Source organism: Brevundimonas sp. SH203, assembly GCF_002157625.1.
In the GTDB taxonomy this organism is placed as follows: domain Bacteria; phylum Pseudomonadota; class Alphaproteobacteria; order Caulobacterales; family Caulobacteraceae; genus Brevundimonas.
Window position 1 is genome coordinate 640,464 of the sequence record NZ_BDMM01000001.1, and the last position, 21,259, is coordinate 661,722.

A 21,259-nucleotide genomic window follows, 5' to 3' on the forward strand; every position below is an offset into this window, starting at 1 on the left:
ATGCTCAGCCCTTCACGCTGCCCGCGAGCATCCCGCGGATGTAGTAGCGTTGCAGGGCCAGGAAGAGGATCAGCACCGGCGCGACCGTGACCACCGCCCCGGCCATCATCAGTTCGACGTCCTGCACATGCTCGCGCGACAGGGACGCCAGCGCCACCGGCAGGGTGTAGTTCGACTGATCCGTCAGGATGATCAGCGGCCACAGAAAGTCGTTCCAGCTGCCTAAAAAGACGAACAGGCCCAGGGTCACGATGATCGGCTGCAGCGTCGGCAGGACGACGCGGCGGAAAATCTGCCCCTCGCCGGCGCCGTCGATGCGGGCGGCCTCCAGCATCTCGTCGGGAATGCTCAGCGCATACTGGCGCACCAGGAACAGGCCGAAGATCGACGCCAGCCAGGGCACAAGGGCGCCGGCGTAGGTGTTCACCAGACCCATCCCCTTCAGCATCAGGAACAGCGGCAGGGTGCCGATCTGGGCCGGCACCACCAGGGCGGCGACCAGCAACTGGAACAGCCGCTCGCGCCCCTTGAACTTCAGCTTGGCGAAGGCGTAGCCGGCCGGAACCGTGAACCCCAGCGCCAGGATCGTCGCCAGGGTCGCCAGGGCGAAACTGTTCCACAGATACCGCCCCATCCCCTGGTTCAGGAACAGGTCGCGATAGTGCTCCAGCGTCCAGACCTTGGGCCACAGCGGCGGCGGAAAGGTCGCCGCCTCGCCGGTCGCCATGAAGCTGACCGACACCATCCAGACCAGCGGGAACAGGACGACCAGGGCGATCAGGGCCACGGCCAGATTCAGCAGGATCGCACGGATTTTCACTGATACGCCCCCACCCGCTTCGCCACCGCCAGCTGGACCAGGGTGATGGCCAGGATGCACAGGAACAGGACGAAGGCCACGGCGCTGGCGGCCCCCAGGTTCCACCATTTGAAGCCTTCCTCGTACATGAAATACAGCACCGTCACCGTGCTCTGGGCCGGCCCGCCCTGCGTCATGACATAGGGTTCGGCGAACAGCTGGAAGAAGCTGGCCACCGAAATGATCGAGACCAGCAGCATGGTCGGCGCGATGGCAGGCAAGGTCACATGGCGGAACTGCTTCCACGGCCCGGCGCCGTCGATGCGCGCGGCCTCGTACAGGTCGTCCGGCACGGTCTGAAGCACCGCCAGGAAGATCAGCATATTGTAGCCGAAGATCTTCCAGACCACGAACATCAGGATAGCCGGAATGGAGGTCGAGGGATCGCCCAGCCAATCCACCGCCGGCAGGCCCAGGCTTTCCAGACCCCAGTTGATGACGCCGTATCGCGTGTGCAGCAGATAGCGCCACACCACCGCCGTCGCGACTAGGGTGGTGACATAGGGGGCGAAGAACATGACCCGCCAGATCGGCCGCCATTTCACCACCCGCGCATTCAGGATCACCGCCGCCGCCAGCGACGCCGCGATGGACAGGGGCACGCCCAGGACCGCGAACGTCAGGGTGTTCTTCATCGCCCCCCAGAACAGCGGATTGGTCAGCAGCCGCTCATAGTTCTGCAGACCGACGAAGCGCAGATTGTGCAGGTTCGCCAGGGCGTAGATGTCGAAGTCGGTCAGGCTGAGCAGCAGGGCCGCGATCACTGGAATGGCGAAGAACAGGCCGATGGCCAGCATGGCCGGGGCGACGAAGGCCCAGGCCGCCCGCTCGCGCGCGCCGCGTCCTCGCGACGGCTTCACGCGAGCCAATGTCGGATCGGCGACGGTCATACGGCCCTGCCCTGTTCCATCATCCAGCGGCGCTTCTCCAGCAGCCGGTCGGCGCGGCGGTCGATCTCGGCGGCGGCGGTCTCAGGCGTATATTCGCCGCGCACCATCCGTTCAGCGACGATCTGCATCTCCGTCACGATCCGCTCCCATTCCGGCACCTTGGGCACGGCCTTGGCCCGCGCCAGCTGTCCCCGGAACGGCGCCAGCATCGGATCGCGCTCGACGCCTGCGATGTCCCAGGCGCTCTGGCGCGCAGGCAGGTCGCCGACGATGGCGTTGAACCGGGCCTGCACCGCCGGTTCGGACAGGTATCGGACCAGGGCCCAGGCCGCGTCCTGATGCGGCGAGGAGTTGAATACCGCCAAACTCGACCCGCCCGGCGCCGACGCGCCCAGGCCGTTCGGTCCCGGCACGCCGGCGGTGGCCCATTTCGGCTGGAACGCCGCCGGCAGTTTGCTGCGGAAATCCCCCACGCTCCACGGACCGGAAAAGTAGAAGCTGAAATAGCCCTTGGCGAACTCGGTCCAGACGTTGGAAATCTGCGTGGACGAGGCCAGCGGGGCCAGCCCCTCGGCGAACAGGCTGCGATAGAAGGCCAGGGCCGCGACGAAGCCGGGGCTGGAGAAATTCCCCCGCGTGTCCCGGTCGCGCAGCAACGGCGCATCGATCTGAAGCCCGAAGGTCAGCAGCTGCTCGAACTCATTCAGCGGCAGCAGGATGGCGTAGTTGTCGCCGCCCGCCACGCGCGTGATCGCGTGCATGGCTCGCTTCCACTCGGTCCAGGTCTCGGGCGGCGCATCGAACCCGGCCCGCGCCAGCAGATCCTTGCGATAGAACAACAGCCGCGTATCGACGTACCAGGGCGTGGTCATGGCCCGCCCGGCGATCTGGTTCGTCTCCAACACCGCCGGAAACTGGTCGGTCATCAGGTTCGCCGCCTGGGGCGGAGTCGGCGACAGGGCGCCGATGGCCGTCAGTTCCGCCACCCAGGTATTGCCGATCTGGCTGACGTCCGGCAGCGACGCCCCGGCGTATGCGGTCAGCAGCTTCTCGTGCGCCGCCGTCCACGGCAGGGGCTGGACCTCGACCCGGACGCCCGGATTGCGACGCTCGAACTCGGGCATCAGCTTGCCGACCGAGCCGCCCTCGTTGCCCATGGCCCAGAAGCGCAGCACGGTCTCGCCCGACCGGCGCGGGGTGCAGGCCGCAGCCGCCCCTCCCGCCATCATGGCCAGCGCGCCGCGTCTGTGGGCCGTCAGACTCATCCGTTCATCCAGCCGCCGGTGAAGCCCGCGATCTCGAGCGCTCGGCGGATATTGGGCTCGCCGCGCATATGGCGCCAGACGAACTCGGACCTGTGGTTCTCGGTCATGATGACGATCGGCCCCTGGTCGATGCCCAGATAGTCGCCGTCCACCCAGCCGACGCCGTCCACGATCTTGCCGTGCTGCAACGGGCCGTCGCGCACCGTCAGCGTCGGGTTGAAGCTGTCCAGGAAGCCCCATTCGGTATAGAGGCCCGCGCCGTATTTCTGCTTCATCGCCTTGACGCAGGGCACGACGATCTCGGGCGCGAAGGCGATGGAGCTGGCCGCCGCCGTCGGCGCGATGGTGCCGTCGTCGCGCTCGCCCGGCCCGCGCGCGGAATAGCTGAAGAACTCGCGTTCCTTGCCGTCGATCACCTGTTTGAAATCGCCCGGCCCGTCGCAGGCCGTCAGCCCCCAGACCTCGGACGAATAGCCGGCCCAGCCGCCCGGATTGTCGTGGGCGTATTTCTGCTGGGCATAGACGGCGCGGCGACTGTTCTCGAAATAGTCCAGCCGCTCACCCAGCTGGGCCGACTGCCCACGCATCCAGGCGTCCTGAATGCCGCGGAAGTCGATGAACATATGGCTGTACTGGTGCCCGAAGATGGGCGCGAAATTCAGGTGCCAGCTGCCCCAGCGGTCGGTCCAGCTCTCGTCGTAGCTGGCGGCCCATTCGTGCCAGACATTGACCGACACCGGATGCGTCGGGCTGCCGATGGCCAGCAGCAGCACCAGCATTCCCTCGTTATAGACATGCCAGTCCGAGGGGATGAAACCGCTCTCGGGATGCCAGCCCATGGTGATGCGGTTGTTGCGGATCACGGCCCACGGCCATTCGATCCGCTCATAGATGGCCTGAGCCTTCTGACGGATTTCCGCCTCGTCGGCATGACGGCCGTCGAAATAGCGGGCGGCGAACAGCATGCCGCCGATCAGCAGGGCCGTATCGACCGTGGACAGCTCGTTCTGCGCGAACCGCAGCCCGGTCTGCATGTCCAGGAAATGATAGAAGAAACCCTTGTAGCCCGCCGTGCCGGTCGCCTCCGGCCCCTGCGGCAGATCGTGGAAGAACCGCAGGGTTGTCAGAGTGCGTTCGCGCGCCTCGGCCCGGCTCATCCAGCCGCGCTCGACGCCCACGGGCCAGCAGGTCAGGGCGAACCCCACCGCCGCCACCGAACAGAAGGACGGCGTGGGCCAACGATCCGGCGTCAGGCCGGTCTTGCGATCCGTGACCTTCTCGAACCAGCGGAAGGTCCGTTCCTGAAGCTCCTCGATCTCCTGATCCAGCCTCAGCGGTCGCCGCTGCGTCCCATTGACCGCCCCCGTCACCGCCACCTCCTTCACCGCCGCCATCGCCGGAAACCCGACGGCCATAACCGCCGCCCCCGTCGTGGTCCGCATCAGGAAGTTTCGACGATTCATAAGCACGCTCACTGGGTCAGCATCAAAAAGAAAGGCCGCCTTCCGACAAGCGAAAGGCGGCCAGGCTCAGGGTGGTTAGAAGGCGTAGCGCAGGCCGACCTGGAAGCTGCGGGTCGGCAGGAAGACTTCGGTCCCGGCGCCGTAGCGCGGGCTGTTGAAGCCAGCGTCGAACGACTTGTAGTTGGTGAAGTTGAAGATGTTGATCGCGTCGGCGATGAACTCGACCCTCTGTCCGCCAAAGACGTCGAAGCCCTTGGTCAGACGCAGATCGACCTGGCGATAGGCGAAGTTGAAGCCGGGGAAGAAGGCCCGCCGCTCCGGGTTTCCACCATTCCAGCAGATGTTCGGACCACCTGCCGGCGCATTGGGGCAGTCATAGACCGTGTAGGGCAGACCTGACCCCAAGGTGACGATGCCCGACAGCAGGAAGTCGGCGGGCAGGCCCAGGGTGCCGGACGCCACGATCCGGTGCCGCTCGTCGGTGGACGAACGATATTTGGGCGACTGGCCCGGCGTGTTGTAGTCGAAGTCAAACGCGCCGTAGCCGTTGTCGCGGCTGCCGTTCTGCGTCGCGTCCATATAGGTGTAGGCGACGTTGAAGCCCCAACGATCCTCGGCGTTATACGGCTTGTCGGCGGTCAGATAGATCGCCTTGTAGTCGCGTTCCTTGTCCGTGTTCTGGAAGAAGATCAGGTTACGGAACTGCGAGAATCCGACCGAACCCGGGGTCGGACCGCTGAAGCGACCGCCCGTTTCGGTCTGAGCATTGGCGATGTACCAAGCCGATTCACCCTCGGTATGGCCGGCGGCAAAGGTCAAGGCCGTCTGCCAGCGGCCGAACTTCTGACGGATGCCGATGTTGAACTGATCCGTGCGCGGCGGCTCGAAGTTGTTCTTCACCAAGAAGACTTCGCCCGCGCCGGGGCTGGCGGCCAGCAGCGGGTCCAGCCCAGCCGGCGTCAGATAGCGCGGGTCCCAGGCGATGGTGTCCTGGCCGCCACGCGGACCTCCGGCGTTGGAGAAGTAGATCGTCTTGTTGAACTGGAACGGCTTGAACCGCTCGTCGAACGCGAAGTTGAAGCCGATCCGATCGTAATAGCGACCGGCGCCGCCGAAGATCACCGTCTTCTCGTCGCCGAACACATCATACGAGAAGCCGAAGCGCGGCTGGAAGGCGCCCTTGAACGCCTTGCGATCGCCGTTCGAGATATAGTCCGAGGGATTGAAGTACGACGGGAAGTCGTAGCCCGGCAGGTTCTGGATCGCCGCCAGCATGTTGCGGATGGAATCCGGCGTGCGATAATCGTTATTGACCGCATTATCCTCGTAGTCCCACCGAATGCCGAGGTTCAGTTCCAGCTTGTCGGTGATCTGCCAGTCGTCCTGAATATATAGGCCGATGACGTTGTTATCGACATCCGCCGCTGGCACGGCGACACCCAAGTTCACAGCGACCGGAATGGTGCGGCTGCCGTTGATTTCCGGACGCCCTTCGATGTCATAGAGGAAGGTCGGGTTACGCCCGAAATCCTTCTGCACGAAATAGTTCTGCATCGAATACTTCGCACCCATCTTGATCGTGTGGGTGCCCATCCAGGCCAGGTCCGGGATGGTCAGATCGTTGCGGATCGTGGTGCTTTTCTGCTGCAGGAACTGGGCGTCGGCCCGTCCGCCAGCCGTGAAGACCGTCGAGTCTCGGTTGTTGACGTTGTACTGGAATCCCGGCGTGGTCGAACTGTCGTCGCGGAAGATGATGTATTGACGGCCATAATCCGAGCCGTTGATCACCGACTGCTCGTAGCTCGACTTCAGATAGTCGACCGAGAACTCGTTCAGGAAATGCTGGCCCTGGAACTGGTGACGCAGGTTGAAGGCCTGGGTCTCGCCGTTGTTGCGGGCGGCGCGGCTGGGCGCATTCTGGCCGCTGGCGCCACGGATGTCCTCTTCCGTCTTGTATTCGGTGCTGAGTTCCAGGCGCTGACGATCATCGATCTGCCACGACAACTTGCCGAAGAAGACGTCCTGTTGATACGGCGTCGAGACCGTGCCGAGATCGGCGGCGAAGAAGTCGTTGTATTCCGTGCGGTTCAGGAACGACTGAGCGATACGGTCTTCGTCCTTGCGCTCATAGGCGCCGAAGAAATGCAGACGATCCTGAATGATCGGCCCGCCCAGACTTGCGCCATACTGCAGACGACGAACCGGAGCCTTTTTGGAACCGCGACGACGCGAAATCTCGTCCTGCTCGACCCAGTCCGGGTCTTGGTAGAAGGCGAAGACGTCGCCGTGGAATTCGTTGGTCCCCGACCGCGTCACGGCTGTGATGATGGCCGAACCCGCCTGTTCGTACTCGGCCTTGAAGTTCTGGCTGATAACGCGGAACTCTTGCACGGCGCCCTGCGGGAAGGGCGTGCCGCGGCTGTCGTCCTGACCGGCGACGCCGCCGTCGTTGATCAGCGACTTGCGATTCTGACCGTCGATAAACACGTTGATCGCCTGAGCGGTCTGGCCGCCTGCCGAGATCGTCCGTTCCGTATCGTCTTCGGTAACGCGCAGGCCGGGCGCCAGGGCGGCGAAGTTCAGGAAGTTGCGACTGATCTGCGGCAGGTTGTTGATCTGCTGCTGGGTGACGTTGGTCGCGACTTCCGGGGTGCGGACCTCGAACACGCGGCGACCGGTGACGACGATGTCGCCCAACTCGGTCGCGCCCGCCGTGGCCTGGCCTGTCGCAGCAGAGGCGACATCCAGGTTCAGCGTTCCGACCTGGCCCAGCGACAAGGTGACGGTCTGTTCCGCCGTTTGACCTTCGGCGCTGGTCACTTGGACGCGATAGGTGCCGGGACGCAAGCCTGACAGGACATAGCGCCCGTCCGCGCCCACGCGCGCCCGGGTCGCATAGCCGGTGGAAACCTCGGTCGCGACGACGGTCGCCCCCGCCTCGGCGGTCTGACCGTCATAGACGGCGCCGCGAAGCGTGGTCGTCGCGTTCTGAGCCGACGCGCCTCCTGCAACCGCCATGCTCAAGGCCAGAGCCGAGGCGGCGGCCATGACGGCCTTGCGTGTACTGAACTGGGTCATCCTGAATTCTCCCCTTCCTTTGGGATCGGTTGGCGTCGACATGACGTCCCTCACCCCTTGTTGAACCTGGCGGTCGGGCCCGCCGCGGTGGATTGGCGTTCGACCAGGATCGGTCGGACGATTTCGCAGTTGGTGTCGGCCGCTTCGCCGGTCTGACCGGCGCGGACCAGGCCGATCAGGCGCTCCACGCCGCGACGGCCGATTTCGGCGATATTGACGCGCATCGTGGTCAGGGCGGGTCGCATCAGGGCGGCGATGGGCACGTCGTCGAAGCCGACGACGGCGATGTCTTCGGGGCAGCGCAGCCCGGCCTCCTGGAAGGCCAGAAGGGCGCCGACGGCCATCATGTCGTTGGCGGCGAAGACGGCGTCGGGCCGCTGGGGCATGGCCAACAGGGCCGTCGCGGCGCGGTGGCCCGAGGCCTGGGAGAAGTCGCCCTCCACGACGATCGGCGCCTGGCCGTCCAGGGCCGAGACATAGCCGGCGGCGCGGGTGTCGGCCTCGACGTTGGCGGCGGCGCCGCGAATGTGGGCGATGCGGCGCCGGCCCGTGGCCAGCAGATGCTGGACCGCCGCGACCGCCCCGCCGTGGTTGTCGATGACGATGGAGGCGCGCCCGGCCTCGGCCGTGCCGGCGTTCATCAGCAGGACCGGCATCCGCCCGGCGAACTCATCGGCCAGATTGGCGGCGCCGACGTGCGGCGACAGGACGATCATCCCATCCACCCGGCCGCGCATGGAGCGGACGGCGGCCAGAGTGTCCTCGGCGCCGTCATGCGAACTGGAGACGATCAAATGTTTGCCGTGCGCCCGCGCGGCCAGATCCATGCCCCGGATCAACTCGGAGAAAAACTCGCCGAACAGGTCAGGCAGGATGACGCCGATGGTGTCGTTCTGGCTGGTCGACAGGCTGCGCGCGCCGAAGTGCGGCACGTAGCGCAGATGCTCCACCGCCTCCAGCACCCGCTGGCGCGTCGCGTCGGAGGTGACGCCCAGACCGTTCAGCACGCGAGACACGGACGCGACGGACACCTGGGCGCGTTCGGCCACGTCGCGCATGGTCGCGGCCTTGGCGAAAGGCGCGGCGTCCGGCCCTGCGGACAGCGCGGTAGGTGCGGCCATGTCCAAGTCCATCGTCTCCCTGATTCCATCGTGCCGGCTCCTTGTCGAAGTCCGTCGATACCGAATGTAAGCGGTTACATGACACAGGAGTCATCCAGGTCGCAAGCGTCGGAAGGTCGCAATTCCGTCTATTTTCGACCGGCGTTGCGTCGTCGGCGCTATGGCTCGCCGCGTTGGCGACATCTCGGCGGAAAGAAATACCTCACACTTTCAGCCACTAATCGGACCACGACGCCGTCCGCCGCTGCCGGTCGCATCCGACGCCGTTCGACAACAAACCGCCGCGCTCTCCGCACCGCCCTCAAACGCGAGAAAGCCCGCAACGCGAGACGTTGCGGGCCTTTCCGAATGCGGTCGCAACCGAATCGATGGGCGTCAGGCGGCGTCCAGATCGGCCAGCCGCCCCCTCAGCATCTGCAACATGGCCGAGAAGTCGCGTCCGCCGTGGCCGATGCCGTCGAACAGGGCGTAGAGCGCCTCGGCCTGGGCGCCCAGCGGCGTGGTCGCGCCCGACTTGGCCGCCGCGTCCTGAGCCAGCTTCAAATCCTTCAGCATCATGGCCGTGGCGAACCCGCCCTGATAGTCGCGGTTGGACGGCGCCGTCGGCACCGGGCCGGGCCAGGGATAGTAGCTGGTCACGCTCCAGCACTGGCCCGAGGATTTGGACGCGATCTCGAAGAAGCGCTCGGGGTCCAGCCCCAGCTTCTCGGCCAGGGCGATGGCTTCGCACGTCCCCAGCATGGAAATGCCCAACAGCATGTTGTTGCAGATCTTGGCCGCCTGCCCCGCCCCGTGATCCCCGGCGCGGATGGTGATGCGGCTCATGGGCTCCAGCGCCGCCTCGACACGGGCGAAATCCCCCTCATCGCAGCCGACCATGAAGGCCAGCGTGCCTGCGTCCGCCGCCGCCGTGCCGCCCGACACCGGGGCGTCGGCGAAGGCGTAACCGGCGGCCTTGGCCAGACCCGCGACCTTGCGCGCCGTCTCCACGTCGATGGTCGAACAGTCCAGCAACAGGGCCGACGACGGCGCCGCGCCGATGATCTGCTCGGAATAGACGCTCAGCACATGGGGTCCGGCCGGCAGCATGGTGATGACCACCTCGGCGTCCTTGACCGCCTCGGCGACCGATCCGACGGGAACGCAGCCCTGCGACTGCGCCCGCTCCAGCGCGCTGGGCGACAGGTCGAAGGCGGCGACGGCGTGACCGGCCTTGGCCTGGTTCGCCGCCATGCCTCCGCCCATGTTGCCCAGGCCGATGAAGGCGATCTTGGTCATGGTCTTTCTCCCTATTGTCATCCGCTCATCCCCGCGAAAGCAGGGAAGCGGTCAGGCCAGCGGCGTCCATTTTTGGTTTTCCGGCAGAGGCGCGAACAGGGCGTCCAGCGTCGCGTCGGACACGCCCGACAGGTCCGCCGGCGACCACCGGGGCGCATTGTCCTTGTCCACGATCACGGCCCGCACGCCTTCCTGGAAGTCGTGGGTCGCGCCGATCCGGCCGCTGACGGCGTATTCGACGGCCATGTTGGCGTCGAAGGTGGCGGCCTTGGCCCCCTCGCGGATGTGGCGCAGCGTGACCTTCAGCGAGGTCGGGGATTTGGTCTTCAGCGTCGCCAACTGGGCCGACGCCCAGTCCGATCCATCGGCCTCAAGCGCGGCGAAGATGTCCTCCACCGTGACGAAGGCGAACAGCCGGTCGATGGCCTCGCGGTGGGCGGCCAGAGGCGCAGGCCCCGCGTCCCCGGCATGACGCGCCGCAACCGCCGCCGGATCGGCGCCTTCGGCCAGCAGATCGGCCTTCAAGGCATCGACGTTCTCGAACGGCATGAAATGTGTGTGGATGCCCAGGGCCACGGTGTCCGCCGCCTTCAGTCGCGCGCCCGTCAGGCCGATCCAGACGCCCGTCTGGCCCGGCAGGCGAGGCAGGAACCAGCCGCCCCCGACCTCGGGATACAGGCCGATGCCCGTCTCCGGCATGGCGTAGGTGGTGCGTTCGGTGGCGATGCGGACATCGGCCGGTTCTGAAATCCCGACCCCGCCGCCCATGACGATGCCGTCCACGATGGCGGTGATCGGCTTGGAATAGCCGAACATCAGGGCGTTCAGCCGATACTCGGCCATGAAGAAGGCTTTGGCGTCCACACCGTCGCCCGCGCCGCTGTCGGCGATCATGCGGATGTCGCCGCCCGCGCAGAAGCCGCGCTCGCCGGCATGGTCGATCAGCACCGACCGCACCGTCGCATCCTCGCGCCAGTCTAGCAAGGCTGCGATCATCGCCTCGCACATCGCCCGGTTCAGCGCATGGATCGCCTTGGGCCGGTTCAGGGTGATGCGGCCGACGCCGTTTTCGATGCGGGCGATAATTTCGGTGTCGCTCATTTGCCGTTCCCTGAACAGGTCGCCGCCAGTGTCTTCAACGCAGCCGCCTCGCCAAGACGCCAGGGCTCACCCATCTCGTTGGGTGCATCGAACTCGACCGACTGGCCGCGTCGCAAAGCTGTGATCCCGGATGCGCCGAGTACGTATTGCGCCACGCCGACCCGACGCATGTCAAAGGCGGCGCCATCGACATACAGGGTGGCCTTGGGCGCATCGCGCGGCACGACATCGTCGCCGTAATAGTCGATGACGACATCCTGATTTCTGCACGTCGCGCGCAGGATCACGGACGAATAGTCCCACGACAGAAAGGACGCGACGGCGTCTCTGTCCTGAATGCGGGCCGTGACCCATTGCGGCTCGCTCGCCGCCGGAGTCGTCGCCAACAGGGCCAGCAGCGCCATCATCCCCGCGCCATCTCCCGCGCCACGATCACCCGCATGATCTCGTTGGTGCCTTCCAGGATGCGGTGGACGCGCAGGTCGCGCACGATCCGTTCCAGCGGATAGTCCTTCAGATAGCCGTAACCGCCGTGAAGCTGCAGGGCCTCGTCGGCGATGTGGAAACAGGCGTCGGTGGCCAGCCGCTTGGCCATGGCGCACCATTTGGTCTTTTCCGGGTGGTCGTCGTCGATGGCCCAGGCGCCGCGCAGCACCATCAGCCGCGCCGCCTCAAGGTCCGTGGCCATGTCGGCCAGGCGGAACTGCAACGCCTGAAACTCGCCGATCGGTCGGCCGAACTGTTTGCGCGTGGCGACGTAGTCTTGCGCCGTCTCCAGCGCCAGCCGCGCCCCGCCCAGCGAACAGGCGGCGATGTTCAGCCGCCCGCCGTCCAGCCCAGCCATAGCGTAGCGGAATCCCGCCCCCTCTTCGCCCAGCAGATTGGCGACCGGCACGCGGCAGTCGTCGAACTGGACGATGGCGGTCGGCTGGGCGTTCCAGCCCATCTTCCTTTCCTGCGCCCCGAACGACAGGCCGGCCGTGCCCGCCTCAACCACGAGAGCGCTGACGCCTTTCGGCCCCTCGCCGCCCGTGCGGACCATGACGACATAGACGTCAGACGTGCCGGCGCCCGAGATGAAGGCCTTGGAACCGTTCAACACATAATGGTCGCCGTCGCGCACCGCCGTCGTCCGCAATGCCGCCGCGTCCGACCCCGAACCCGGCTCGGTCAGGCAGTAGCTCGCAATCTTCTCCATGCCGACGAGTGTAGGAACGAACCGTCCGCGCAGGTCGTCCGACCCGAAACGATCGATCATCCAAGTCGCCATATTGTGGATCGAGATGAAGGCCGCCGTCGCTACATCGCCGCGCGACAACTCTTCAAAGATCACCGCCGCCTCGACCCGCCCCAGGGCCATGCCGCCGTGTTCCTCGCCCGTGTAGATGCCGCAGAAGCCCATCTCGGCCGCCTGTTTCATCACCTCGACCGGGAAATGCTTGTCCTCGTCCCAGCGGGCCGAATGGGGCGCCAACTCGGCCTCGGCGAAGGCGCGGGCCGCGTCCTGAATGGCGCGCTGATCGTCGGTAAGGGCGAAGTCCAAATTTACTCTCCTACCTCCACACCGTCATCCTCGGGCTTGACCCGAGGATCGGGCGTTGAGCGGCCCGTGCGTCGGAATCCTCGCATGAGCAGGCGAACAACCCGGCCCTCGGGTCAAGCCCGAGGGTGACGGGGATTTTCTAGGAACCGTGCGTCAGCGCATCGTCGGAATGACGAACGACGAATCCGCGTGTTCCAGGGCCGAATCCGGCCAGCGGGCGGTAATGGTCTTGGTCTTGGTCCAGAACCGCAGGCCTTCCATGCCGTGCTGGTTGATGTCGCCGAAGGCCGACCGCTTCCAGCCGCCGAAGGTGTGATAGGCGACCGGCACCGGGATCGGCACGTTGATCCCGACCATGCCGACATTGACGCGGGCGGCGAAGTCGCGGGCCGCGCGGCCGTTCTGGGTGAAGATGGCGACGCCGTTGCCGTACTGGTGCTGGCTGGGCAGGCTCAGCGCCTCTTCGAAGCTTTCGGCGCGCACGATCTGCAAGACGGGTCCGAAGATTTCCTCGCGGTAAGCCTCCATCGTCGGCTTCACATGGTCGAACAGCGACGGGCCGACGAAATAGCCGTTCTCATGCCCCTGCAGGCTGAAGCCGCGACCGTCGACCACCAGTTCGGCGCCTTCCTCGACGCCCTTGGCGATCCAGCCCTCGACGCGGGCCTTGTGCTGGGCGGTGACGACGGGGCCGTAATGGGCGCCCGCGTCGGTGGAGACCCCGACCTTCAGCGTCTCGATCTCGGCGACCATCCGCTCGCGCAGTTCGTCGGCCGTCTTCTTGCCGACCGGCACCACGACCGGCAGGGCCATGCAGCGTTCGCCGGCCGAGCCATAGGCCGCGCCCGCCAGATCCTTGATGACCTGATCCATGTCGGCGTCGGGCAGGACGATGCCGTGGTTCTTGGCCCCGCCCATGGCCTGGACCCGCTTATGGTTGGCCGCGCCGGTCTGATAGACATAGTGGGCGATGTCGGACGAGCCGACGAAGCTGACGGCGTGGACCAGCGGATGGGTCAGGATGGCGTCCACCGCCGTCTTGTCGCCATGCACCACGTTCAGCACGCCGTTCGGCGCGCCCGCCTCCAGCATCAGTTCGGCCAGACGCACCGGCACCGACGGATCGCGCTCGGACGGCTTCAGGACGAAGGTGTTGCCCACCGCGATGGCCATGCCGAACATCCACATCGGGATCATGGCCGGGAAGTTGAACGGGGTGATGCCCGCCACCACGCCCAGCGGCTGGCGCATCGAATAGACGTCGATGCCCGGCCCGGCGCCATAGGTGTATTCGCCCTTCTGCGCATGGGGGATGCCGCAGGCGAACTCGATGACCTCAAGCCCACGCTGGATGTCGCCCTTGGAGTCGGCGATGACCTTGCCGTGTTCGCTGGACAGCATTTCGGCCAGGTCGTTCATGTTCGCCTCGACCAGGCGCTTGAACTCGAACATCACGCGGGCGCGACGTTGCGGATTGGTCGAGGACCAGCCCTCGAACGCCGCCTGGGCGGACTGGACCGCGCGGTCGACCTCGCCGACGCTGGCCAGCTGAACGCGCGCCTGAACCTCGCCAGTGTTGGGGTTGAACACGTCGCCGAACCGGCCCGACGCGCCGTCAAAGGCCGCGCCGTCGATGAAGTGGCGGATGTCGCGCATGCGAGGTCTCCCGTGGTGATTATTCTTGTGTCGCCCTTGCTAGCATCGCCTCGCGTGGGTCGATAATGCGAAGTTGCAGGAACCGATCTGCATTTTTGCATGGGGCGAGACGGTGTTCGACTGGGACGATCTGCGTATCTTCGTCGCGGCCGCCCGCGCCGGGTCGCTGGGCGGCGCGGCGCATCGGCTGGGGGTGGATGCGGCGACGGTCGGACGGCGCGTCGCCCGGCTGGAAAGCGCGCTGAAGTCGACGCTGGTGGTGCGCTCCACCACCGGCCTGCACCTGACGGCGTCGGGCGCCCATATTCTGGACATCGGCCTGAAGGCCGAGGGTGCGATGGAATCGGCGGCGCGTGTCATCCGCCCCGACGCCTTGGCCGGCGTCGTGCGCATCAGCGCCTCCGAAGGGTTCGGCGCGGCCCTGATGGCCCCGGCCCTGGCCGATCTGCGCCACGCCAGTCCAGGGCTTCGGATCGAACTGGCCGCCAACGCCGGCTTCCTGTCGCCCAGCCGCCGCGAGGTGGACATGGCCATCACCCTGGCGGCGCCCGATGCGGCGCGGCTGATCGTGGAACCGCTGACGCCCTATCAACTGGCTCTGTACGCCGCGCCCGACTATGTGGCGCGTCACGGCGCGCCCGACAGCGTCGAGGCCCTGAGCGGCTTCGACATCGTCGGCTATATCGACGACCTGATCTATGCGCCCGAGTTGCGCTATCTGGACGAAATCCGGCCGGGACTGACGCCGCATCTCGGCTCCTCCTCCATCCGCGCCCAGAGAGAGATCATCGCCGCCGGCGGGGGGATCGGCGTCCTGCCCTGTTTCATGGCGAAGGGCTTGCAGCGCGTCCTGCCCGAAATCCTGATCGAGCGGCGGTTCTGGCTGGCCACCCACCGCGAGGTTCACGACACCGCGCGCCTTCGTACAGTGCGCGCCTGGCTGAAGACCCTGTGCGCCGACCGCAACGACAGTTTGAGGCCCTTCGCGACCCTCTCGGCCTGATGCAGCCTGTGTTTCCAGGGACACGCCTCGAACACAGTTCACCGGGCGATGGAACATCGGCCGCAGTCAAATCTTAATAGGGCGTAAGCGAGACGCGCCATGACCCTGATCCTCGGCCTGACCCTGACGACCGCTCTACTGGGCTCCCCTGCCGACGCCCTCCCGCGCGACCGCGCCGACTTCCGGCCGGCGCAGGTGCAGAAGGCCTCGGTCGCGCCGCCGCAGGACCGTTTCAGCGTTCGCCTGCGCTGCACCGCCCTGGCGTCCGGCCATGTCACCGACTGCGTGGTTCTGGAAGAAACCAGGCCGGGTTACGGCTTCGGCGAGGCGGCGTTGGCCCTGATGAACGATGCCCAGGTCACGCCGATCACCGAACAAGGCCGCCCCGTCGACGCCCAGTTCGAACGCACCATCGACTTCACGCCGTAATCGGCCGCTCGAAAGCTTTCAGGATCGGACACGGCCCCTTCTCGCCGCGGGCGCAATCCGACGCCAGCCGCTGGAGCGCCGTGCGCGCCGCCTGCATGTCCGCGATCTGGCGATCAAGCTCCTCGATCCGCGCCTTGGCCATGTCGCGCACCCGCGTCCGATCCGATCCGGCATCCAGCGTCAGCAGCTCGCCGATCTGCGCCAGGGTGAAGCCCGCCGCCTGGGCCTGACGGATGAAACGCAGCCGGTCTGCGTCGGCCGGGCCATAGCGGCGCGTCGTCCCGTCGCCCGCCGGCGTCTCCAGCAGGCCGCGCCGCTGATAGTAGCGGATCGTCTCCACCCCTACCGCCCCGGCCCTGGCCAGTCCTCCGATCGTCATCGCCATCGCTTGACTCCGTACCATGGTACAGACCCTACAGAGGGTGCAGCCCGTTGTCAGCCCGTCTGGACCTTCGATGCCGCATCCCGAAAAGACCGCCACCCTCTATCGGATGGTCATGCCGGACCACGTCTGCCCCTACGGCCGCAAATCCCTGTGGTTGCTGAGGCGCAAGGGCTATCGGGTCGATGACCGTCACCTGACGACCCGCGCCGAGACCGACGCCTTCAAGGCCGAACACGACGTCAAGACCACGCCCCAGACCTTCATCGACGGACAGCGTATCGGCGGCCATGACGATCTACGCCGCTTTTTCGGCCAGACCGTCCCGACGCCGGGACAGACCAGCTATACGCCCGTCCTCGCCGTCTTCGCCGTCGCACTGCTGATCGCCGCCGCCATCGCCTGGACGCGGTTCGGAACCCTGGCCAGCGGGTCGATCCTGCCCGACTTCATCGCGACGGCCATGTGTCTGCTGGCGATGCTGAAGCTGCAGGACGTGGAGAAGTTCTCGACCATGTTCCTGAACTACGACCTTCTGGCGCAGAAATGGCCGGGCTACGGCTATGTCTATCCGTTCGCGGAACTGGGAGCCGGCGTGCTGATGCTGGCGGGCGCCCTGATCTGGCTGTCGGCGCCGGTCGCCCTGTTCATCGGCGGCGTAGGCGCCGTGTCGGTGTTCAAGGCCGTCTATGTCGACAGGCGCGAGCTGAAATGCGCCTGCGTCGGTGGGGCGTCCAATGTCCCGCTGGGCTTCGTCAGCCTGACCGAGAACCTGATGATGATCGCCATGGCGGCCGCCATGCTGGTCATGGCCCATTGATGCGCGGCGAAAGGACGGATGATCCCATGACCCAGTCTTTCCTCGACCGACGCAGCCTGTTGCGCGGTGTCGCGGCCGGCGGCGGCCTGATGGCGCTGCAGGCCGCCCTGCCCGCCTGGGCCCGGACAGGATCGCCGGGCCTGAGGGCCGACCTGCCGACCCTGATTGGGCCGAACATCGACCTGACCGTGGGCCATTCGCCGTTCACCGTGGGCGGACGCACGGGCCATGCGGTGACGGTCAACGGAACCCTGCCCGCCCCGCTGATCCGGCTGCGCGAGGGCCAGAACGCCCGGCTGACCGTGACCAACACCCTGGACGAGGATACCTCGATCCACTGGCACGGCCTGCTGCTGCCCTTCCAGATGGACGGGGTGCCGGGCATCAGCTTTCCCGGCATCAAGGCGGGCGAAACCTTCGTCTATGAGTTTCCGGTCATCCAGTCGGGCACCTACTGGTATCACAGCCATTCCAACCTGCAGGAGGCGATGGGCCATTACGGCCCCCTCGTCATCGACCCGGCGGGCGCCGATCCGGTCGCCTATGACCGCGAGCATGTGCTGGTGCTGTCGGACTGGAGCTTCCTGCATCCGCACCAGATCCTGGACAAGCTGAAGAAAAGCCCCGGCTACTTCAATCGACAGCGCACCACCTTGTCCGGCCTGATCGACGGCTCGGACCGGATGAGCCTGGAGGAGCGGCGGATGTGGGGGGCGATGCGGATGGACCCGCGCGACATCCTGGACGTCAACGGCTCGACCTACACCTATCTGATCAACGGCCACGGCCCGCAGGAGAACTGGACCGGCCTGTTCCGCCCCGGCGAGCGGGTGCGCCTGCGCATCGTCAACGCCTCGGCCATGTCGATCTTCAACGTCCGCATTCCGGGCTTGGCCATGACCGTGGTCAGCGCCGACGGCGAGAACGTGCGCCCGGTCGAGACCGACGAGTTCCAGATTTCGGTGGCCGAAACCTATGACGCGATCGTGCGTCCGACCGAGGACCGCGCCTACACCCTCGTATCCGAGGCCATCGACCGATCCGGCATGGGTCGCGCCACCCTGGCGCCCCGCCTGGGCATGACGGCCGAGGTTCCGCCGCTGAGACCCGTTCCGAACCTGACCATGCGCGACATGGGGATGGGGAGCATGGGCGGCATGGATCACGGCGCGATGGATCACGGCTCCATGGATCATGACGCCATGGCGATGCGCAATCCGTCCAAGGCGCCGCCGAACATGGCGGTGGGCGTCGGCGTGGACATGATCGCGCCCGCCCCCGCCGACCGGCTGGGCGAACGGCCCCTGGGTCTGGAGGACGCGCCGCACCGGGTGCTGGTCTATACCGACCTGGTTTCGCTCACCCCCAACAAGGACCGTCGCCCGCCGTCGCGCAGCCTGGAAATCCACCTGACCGGCAATATGGAGCGGTTCATGTGGGGCTTCGACGGTCGCAAATTCTCGGAACTGGTCGAGCCGATCCGGTTCGAGCGAAACGAGCGGGTGCGCGTCACCCTGGTCAACGACACGATGATGTCGCACCCCATCCACCTGCACGGCCATTTCTTCGAACTGGTCACGGGCGGACCCGCCGGGCATCAGCCGTTGAAGCATACCGTCAATGTCGCGCCGGGCTCGAAAGTCACCTTCGACCTGACCGCCGACGCGCCCGGCGACTGGGCCTTCCACTGTCACCTGCTGATGCACATGCACGCCGGGATGTTCAACGTGGTGACGGTGCGACCGCTGGATGGAGCCGCCGCATGAGCCGCCTTCTCCTCGCCCTGACGCCGCTGGTGCTGGCCGCCGGTGCCGCACAGGCCCTGCCCGTCCCCCAGAGCGCCGATCCGCATGCGGGTCACGCCATGCCCGCCCCCGTCGATCCCCATGCGGGTCACGACATGGGCAAGATGGAGGCGAAACCAGCGGACCCGCACGCCGGCCATGACATGAGCCGGATGGCCGCCCCCGGCGATCCCCACGCCGGTCACGACATGACGGGGATGGGCATGACCGCCCCGACCACCCCGCCGCCCGCCGTCGCCCTGTCCGGCCCCGCCCATGCCGCCGACACGGTATTCGGCGCCGAGGCCATGGCCGCCTCGCGCCGTCTGCTGGTCGTCGAGAACGGCGATGTCCGCACGACCGCCCTCGTCATCGACCGGCTGGAAGCGGTCTTCGGCGACGGCGCCGACGCCTATGTCTGGGACGCCCAGGGCTGGACCGGCGGCGACATCCATCGCTTCTGGTGGAAGACCGAGGGCGAAGGCGACCTGCACGGCCGCCTCCACGAGGCGGAAATTCAGGCTCTCTACAGCCGCGCCATCTCGCCGTTCTGGAACCTGCAGACGGGGGTGCGTCAGGATTTTCGCCCCGAAGGCCCGGACACGACCCACGCCGTGCTGGGTCTGCAAGGACTGGCCCCCCACTGGTGGGAGATCGACGCCGCCGCCTATCTGTCCTCCAAGGGCGACCTGACCGCCAGGGTCGAGGCCGAATACGACCAGCGCATCACCCAGCGCCTGATCCTGCAACCCCGCCTGGAGGCGGCCCTGTCCGCCCGCGACATCCCCGAACTTCAGATCGGCTCGGGCCTGTCGTCGATCCAGGCGGGCCTGCGCCTGCGCTACGAATTCACCCGCGAATTCGCCCCCTACCTCGGCGTCGAATGGAGCCGCGCCCTGGGATCGACCGCCGACCTGATCACGGCGCGCGGCGGGGATGCGGACAAGACGCAGGTCGTGCTGGGCCTGAAGGCCTGGTTCTGACCAACTGTCCCCGCGCGACCTTCAGCGGCCGACGAGACGAACGGCGCCGTCGCCCAACAGGCTGAAGGCGGCCCATTGAGCGGGGTGGGCAAAGGTCGGGTCGGATCGGTCGTCCAGCATTTCGAGGGAGGCGCGCTGCAGGGCGTCGGCCACGGCCGCCCGGTTCCGACGGGCCAGGGTCACGGTGCGAACGGACAGGCGTTCGGCGACATCGTCGCGAATTCGCCAGTTGGACACCAGCAGCGACCGCGCCCCGGCGTAGAAGAAGGCTCGCGACAGGCTGTTGACGCCCAGGGCCTGCGGATCGTCCTGGGCCGTGTCGCAGGCGCTGAGGATGACCAGATCGGCCTTCAGCCGCAGTTGCGCCGCCTCGCTGGCCGTCAAGACGCCGTCGTCCTCTCCCTGTGGCGCGGCGGGCGGGGTGAAGACCAGCGCCGGCTCCCGCAACGCCCCCTCGCCCCCCTCCTTCACCGGCAGGGCGTGCATGGCGAAGGCGACCACCGAGATGTCGGACAGCGGCGCGGATTTCACGGCGGCCTCCGTCGCCGCCGCGCCCAGCTTCAGATTGCGATCGCCGCCTCGCATCGCGCGGGACAGGGCGCGAAGCTCGCGGCCCGCACCGGGCAGCGGAGCCAAAGTCTTGGCGACCGACCCGGCGGGATAGGCGGTCATGTCCGCATCGCCGAACCCGGCGAAGCCCCGGCTGTCGCTGGTGACGGTGCGCTGAACGGCCCTCAGGCTCGTGACCGTGGGCAGGATGGCGAAGGCGTATCGGCGTTGCAGCCACGCCGTCGCGCGAAGCGCTGCGGGATCGCGATCGTCGCCCGTCGGGGCGGCTGTCACCAGCACCCCGGGCGGAACGGCGCGAAGGGAGCCGTCCGCCACCACATACACCGTCTGCACCTGCGACAGGCTGTCGGCCACCGGCGCCCACAGCGCCTGATAAAGCCGATACGCCGCCGCGCGGTCGAACCCTGTTCCCGAGCGCGCAGGGCGTGCGGCGTCGACCGCACCTCGCCCTTCGGCGCCGCCCAGACCCGCTTGCAGACGAGCGGCGTCCGTCGCCACGTCGCCGGCGGTCATGTCCGAGCGACGCCAGACCGCGCTGTCCGCCGTCACCGCCCAGACATAGGTGGCCCGGTCCGAGGGCAGGATGACGACCAGACCTTCGCCCGGCTTCAACAGGGCCTGGACCGCCGCGACGGACAGCGGCGTGGGATCGGTCAGATCGCCGAATGCCGGATAGACGCTGTCCAGACGGGCGCGCGCCGTCTGCGCCGCCGTCGTCGCCCGGTCGAGATCGGCGGCGACGCCCCGCGCCCGCTCGGCGGCAGGCGCACCCTGCGACCGCAGCGTAGCCAGCACGGTCTCCAGCGCATGGCGCGTCTGTTCCGCCGCACGATGGGCTTCGAAGGCGTCTCTCAGACCCGGATCGTCGGCCGCGATGCGAGCCGCGCCGTCGGCGAGCGCCGCCCCCGCGCCCGGCGCGCCGGCCAGTTGCGCGTCCTCGAACGCGATCTCCAGCGGAGATCGATCCTGTGCGATGACGGGACACGTCCACATCAGGCCGAGCAGGACGGCCAGAACCCCTGTTCTCACGATCT

General features: G+C 67.0%; 18 protein-coding genes. 5 read left to right on the plus strand and 13 right to left on the minus strand.

The genetic code is table 11. The features are described from left to right. Positions 1-4 precede the first annotated feature (4 nt). The 11 genes from SH203_RS03235 to SH203_RS03285 form a co-directional block, all read right to left on the minus strand. On the minus strand, positions 5-820 hold the full coding sequence (locus SH203_RS03235) for a carbohydrate ABC transporter permease (protein ID WP_087119393.1): 816 nt from the start codon (positions 818-820) through the stop codon (positions 5-7). Then, positions 817-1,749 (minus strand): carbohydrate ABC transporter permease, encoded by a 933-nt coding sequence (locus SH203_RS03240; protein WP_234989356.1) that lies wholly within the window; start codon positions 1,747-1,749, stop codon positions 817-819. Before SH203_RS03240 ends, SH203_RS03235 begins: the two co-directional genes overlap by 4 nt. Next, positions 1,746-3,014 (minus strand): sugar ABC transporter substrate-binding protein, encoded by a 1,269-nt coding sequence (locus tag SH203_RS03245; RefSeq protein ID WP_087119394.1) that lies wholly within the window; start codon positions 3,012-3,014, stop codon positions 1,746-1,748. Before SH203_RS03245 ends, SH203_RS03240 begins: the two co-directional genes overlap by 4 nt. Continuing rightward, the gene (locus tag SH203_RS03250) at positions 3,011-4,477 is read right to left on the minus strand and encodes a glucoamylase family protein (RefSeq protein WP_087119395.1); all 1,467 of its coding nucleotides are present in this window, start codon (positions 4,475-4,477) and stop codon (positions 3,011-3,013) included. Before SH203_RS03250 ends, SH203_RS03245 begins: the two co-directional genes overlap by 4 nt. Before the next feature lie 75 nt (positions 4,478-4,552). Next, entirely contained in the window at positions 4,553-7,555 is a 3,003-nt protein-coding gene (locus SH203_RS03255) for a TonB-dependent receptor (protein ID WP_087119396.1), read from the minus strand. 50 nt (positions 7,556-7,605) lie between these two features. After that, positions 7,606-8,676 carry a LacI family DNA-binding transcriptional regulator gene (locus SH203_RS03260; RefSeq protein ID WP_200808773.1) on the minus strand — a complete coding sequence of 357 codons (1,071 nt, stop codon included), beginning with the start codon at positions 8,674-8,676 and terminating at the stop codon, positions 7,606-7,608. A 375-nt stretch (positions 8,677-9,051) separates the two neighbouring features. Further along, positions 9,052-9,954 carry a 3-hydroxyisobutyrate dehydrogenase gene (gene mmsB / locus SH203_RS03265; protein WP_087119397.1) on the minus strand — a complete coding sequence of 301 codons (903 nt, stop codon included), beginning with the start codon at positions 9,952-9,954 and terminating at the stop codon, positions 9,052-9,054. A 51-nt stretch (positions 9,955-10,005) separates the two neighbouring features. Continuing rightward, a complete protein-coding gene (locus SH203_RS03270; RefSeq protein WP_087119398.1) occupies positions 10,006-11,055 on the minus strand; it encodes an enoyl-CoA hydratase/isomerase family protein in 1,050 nt (349 codons plus the stop codon). After that, positions 11,052-11,462, minus strand: coding sequence for a hypothetical protein (locus tag SH203_RS03275; RefSeq protein ID WP_087119399.1), 411 nt, complete (start codon positions 11,460-11,462; stop codon positions 11,052-11,054). Before SH203_RS03275 ends, SH203_RS03270 begins: the two co-directional genes overlap by 4 nt. After that, positions 11,459-12,598, minus strand: a complete 1,140-nt coding sequence (locus tag SH203_RS03280) for an isobutyryl-CoA dehydrogenase (protein ID WP_087119400.1) — start codon at positions 12,596-12,598, stop codon at positions 11,459-11,461. The genes SH203_RS03275 and SH203_RS03280 overlap by 4 nt, the downstream gene beginning before the upstream one ends. Positions 12,599-12,751: 153 nt before the next feature. Further along, positions 12,752-14,254 carry a CoA-acylating methylmalonate-semialdehyde dehydrogenase gene (locus tag SH203_RS03285; RefSeq protein WP_087119401.1) on the minus strand — a complete coding sequence of 501 codons (1,503 nt, stop codon included), beginning with the start codon at positions 14,252-14,254 and terminating at the stop codon, positions 12,752-12,754. A gap of 73 nt (positions 14,255-14,327) precedes the next feature. On the opposite strand from SH203_RS03285, the gene SH203_RS03290 reads away from it, so the two are divergent. Further along, positions 14,328-15,257: a LysR family transcriptional regulator gene (locus SH203_RS03290; protein WP_234989357.1), complete on the plus strand. Its 930-nt coding sequence runs from the start codon at positions 14,328-14,330 to the stop codon at positions 15,255-15,257. Between the two features lie 99 nt (positions 15,258-15,356). Then, complete coding sequence (locus tag SH203_RS03295) at positions 15,357-15,686, plus strand: energy transducer TonB (protein WP_087119402.1); 330 nt, start codon at positions 15,357-15,359, stop codon at positions 15,684-15,686. Here the strand turns inward: SH203_RS03295 and SH203_RS03300 are convergent. After that, on the minus strand, positions 15,676-16,071 hold the full coding sequence (locus SH203_RS03300) for a MerR family DNA-binding protein (RefSeq protein ID WP_087119403.1): 396 nt from the start codon (positions 16,069-16,071) through the stop codon (positions 15,676-15,678). The two genes, SH203_RS03295 and SH203_RS03300, sit on opposite strands and share 11 nt — an antisense overlap. Before the next feature lie 70 nt (positions 16,072-16,141). Here SH203_RS03300 and SH203_RS03305 point away from each other — a divergent pair, with 70 nt between their 5' ends. From SH203_RS03305 to SH203_RS03315, 3 genes are read left to right on the plus strand one after another with little or no spacing between them, the layout of a single operon-like run. After that, positions 16,142-16,888, plus strand: coding sequence for a MauE/DoxX family redox-associated membrane protein (locus SH203_RS03305; protein ID WP_087119404.1), 747 nt, complete (start codon positions 16,142-16,144; stop codon positions 16,886-16,888). A gap of 26 nt (positions 16,889-16,914) precedes the next feature. After that, complete coding sequence (locus SH203_RS03310; protein ID WP_087119562.1) at positions 16,915-18,654, plus strand: copper resistance system multicopper oxidase; 1,740 nt, start codon at positions 16,915-16,917, stop codon at positions 18,652-18,654. Next, positions 18,651-19,655 carry a copper resistance protein B gene (locus SH203_RS03315; protein WP_087119405.1) on the plus strand — a complete coding sequence of 335 codons (1,005 nt, stop codon included), beginning with the start codon at positions 18,651-18,653 and terminating at the stop codon, positions 19,653-19,655. Before SH203_RS03310 ends, SH203_RS03315 begins: the two co-directional genes overlap by 4 nt. Positions 19,656-19,676: 21 nt before the next feature. Here SH203_RS03315 and SH203_RS15220 read toward each other — a convergent pair whose 3' ends face one another. Then, entirely contained in the window at positions 19,677-21,254 is a 1,578-nt protein-coding gene (locus tag SH203_RS15220; RefSeq protein ID WP_159457525.1) for a CHAT domain-containing protein, read from the minus strand. Between the last annotated feature and the right edge of the window lie 5 nt (positions 21,255-21,259).

Coding starts and splice junctions, on each gene's coding strand:
- SH203_RS03240 (WP_234989356.1), bottom strand. CDS start 1,749: ATGACCGTCGCCGATCCGACATTGGCTCGCGTGAAGCCGTCGCGAGGA.
- SH203_RS03245 (WP_087119394.1), bottom strand. CDS start 3,014: ATGAGTCTGACGGCCCACAGACGCGGCGCGCTGGCCATGATGGCGGGA.
- SH203_RS03250 (WP_087119395.1), bottom strand. CDS start 4,477: ATGAATCGTCGAAACTTCCTGATGCGGACCACGACGGGGGCGGCGGTT.
- SH203_RS03255 (WP_087119396.1), bottom strand. CDS start 7,555: ATGACCCAGTTCAGTACACGCAAGGCCGTCATGGCCGCCGCCTCGGCT.
- SH203_RS03260 (WP_200808773.1), bottom strand. CDS start 8,676: ATGGCCGCACCTACCGCGCTGTCCGCAGGGCCGGACGCCGCGCCTTTC.
- mmsB (WP_087119397.1), bottom strand. CDS start 9,954: ATGACCAAGATCGCCTTCATCGGCCTGGGCAACATGGGCGGAGGCATG.
- SH203_RS03270 (WP_087119398.1), bottom strand. CDS start 11,055: ATGAGCGACACCGAAATTATCGCCCGCATCGAAAACGGCGTCGGCCGC.
- SH203_RS03275 (WP_087119399.1), bottom strand. CDS start 11,462: ATGATGGCGCTGCTGGCCCTGTTGGCGACGACTCCGGCGGCGAGCGAG.
- SH203_RS03285 (WP_087119401.1), bottom strand. CDS start 14,254: ATGCGCGACATCCGCCACTTCATCGACGGCGCGGCCTTTGACGGCGCG.
- SH203_RS03295 (WP_087119402.1), top strand. CDS start 15,357: ATGACCCTGATCCTCGGCCTGACCCTGACGACCGCTCTACTGGGCTCC.
- SH203_RS03300 (WP_087119403.1), bottom strand. CDS start 16,071: ATGGCGATGACGATCGGAGGACTGGCCAGGGCCGGGGCGGTAGGGGTG.
- SH203_RS03305 (WP_087119404.1), top strand. CDS start 16,142: ATGCCGCATCCCGAAAAGACCGCCACCCTCTATCGGATGGTCATGCCG.
- SH203_RS03310 (WP_087119562.1), top strand. CDS start 16,915: ATGACCCAGTCTTTCCTCGACCGACGCAGCCTGTTGCGCGGTGTCGCG.
- SH203_RS03315 (WP_087119405.1), top strand. CDS start 18,651: ATGAGCCGCCTTCTCCTCGCCCTGACGCCGCTGGTGCTGGCCGCCGGT.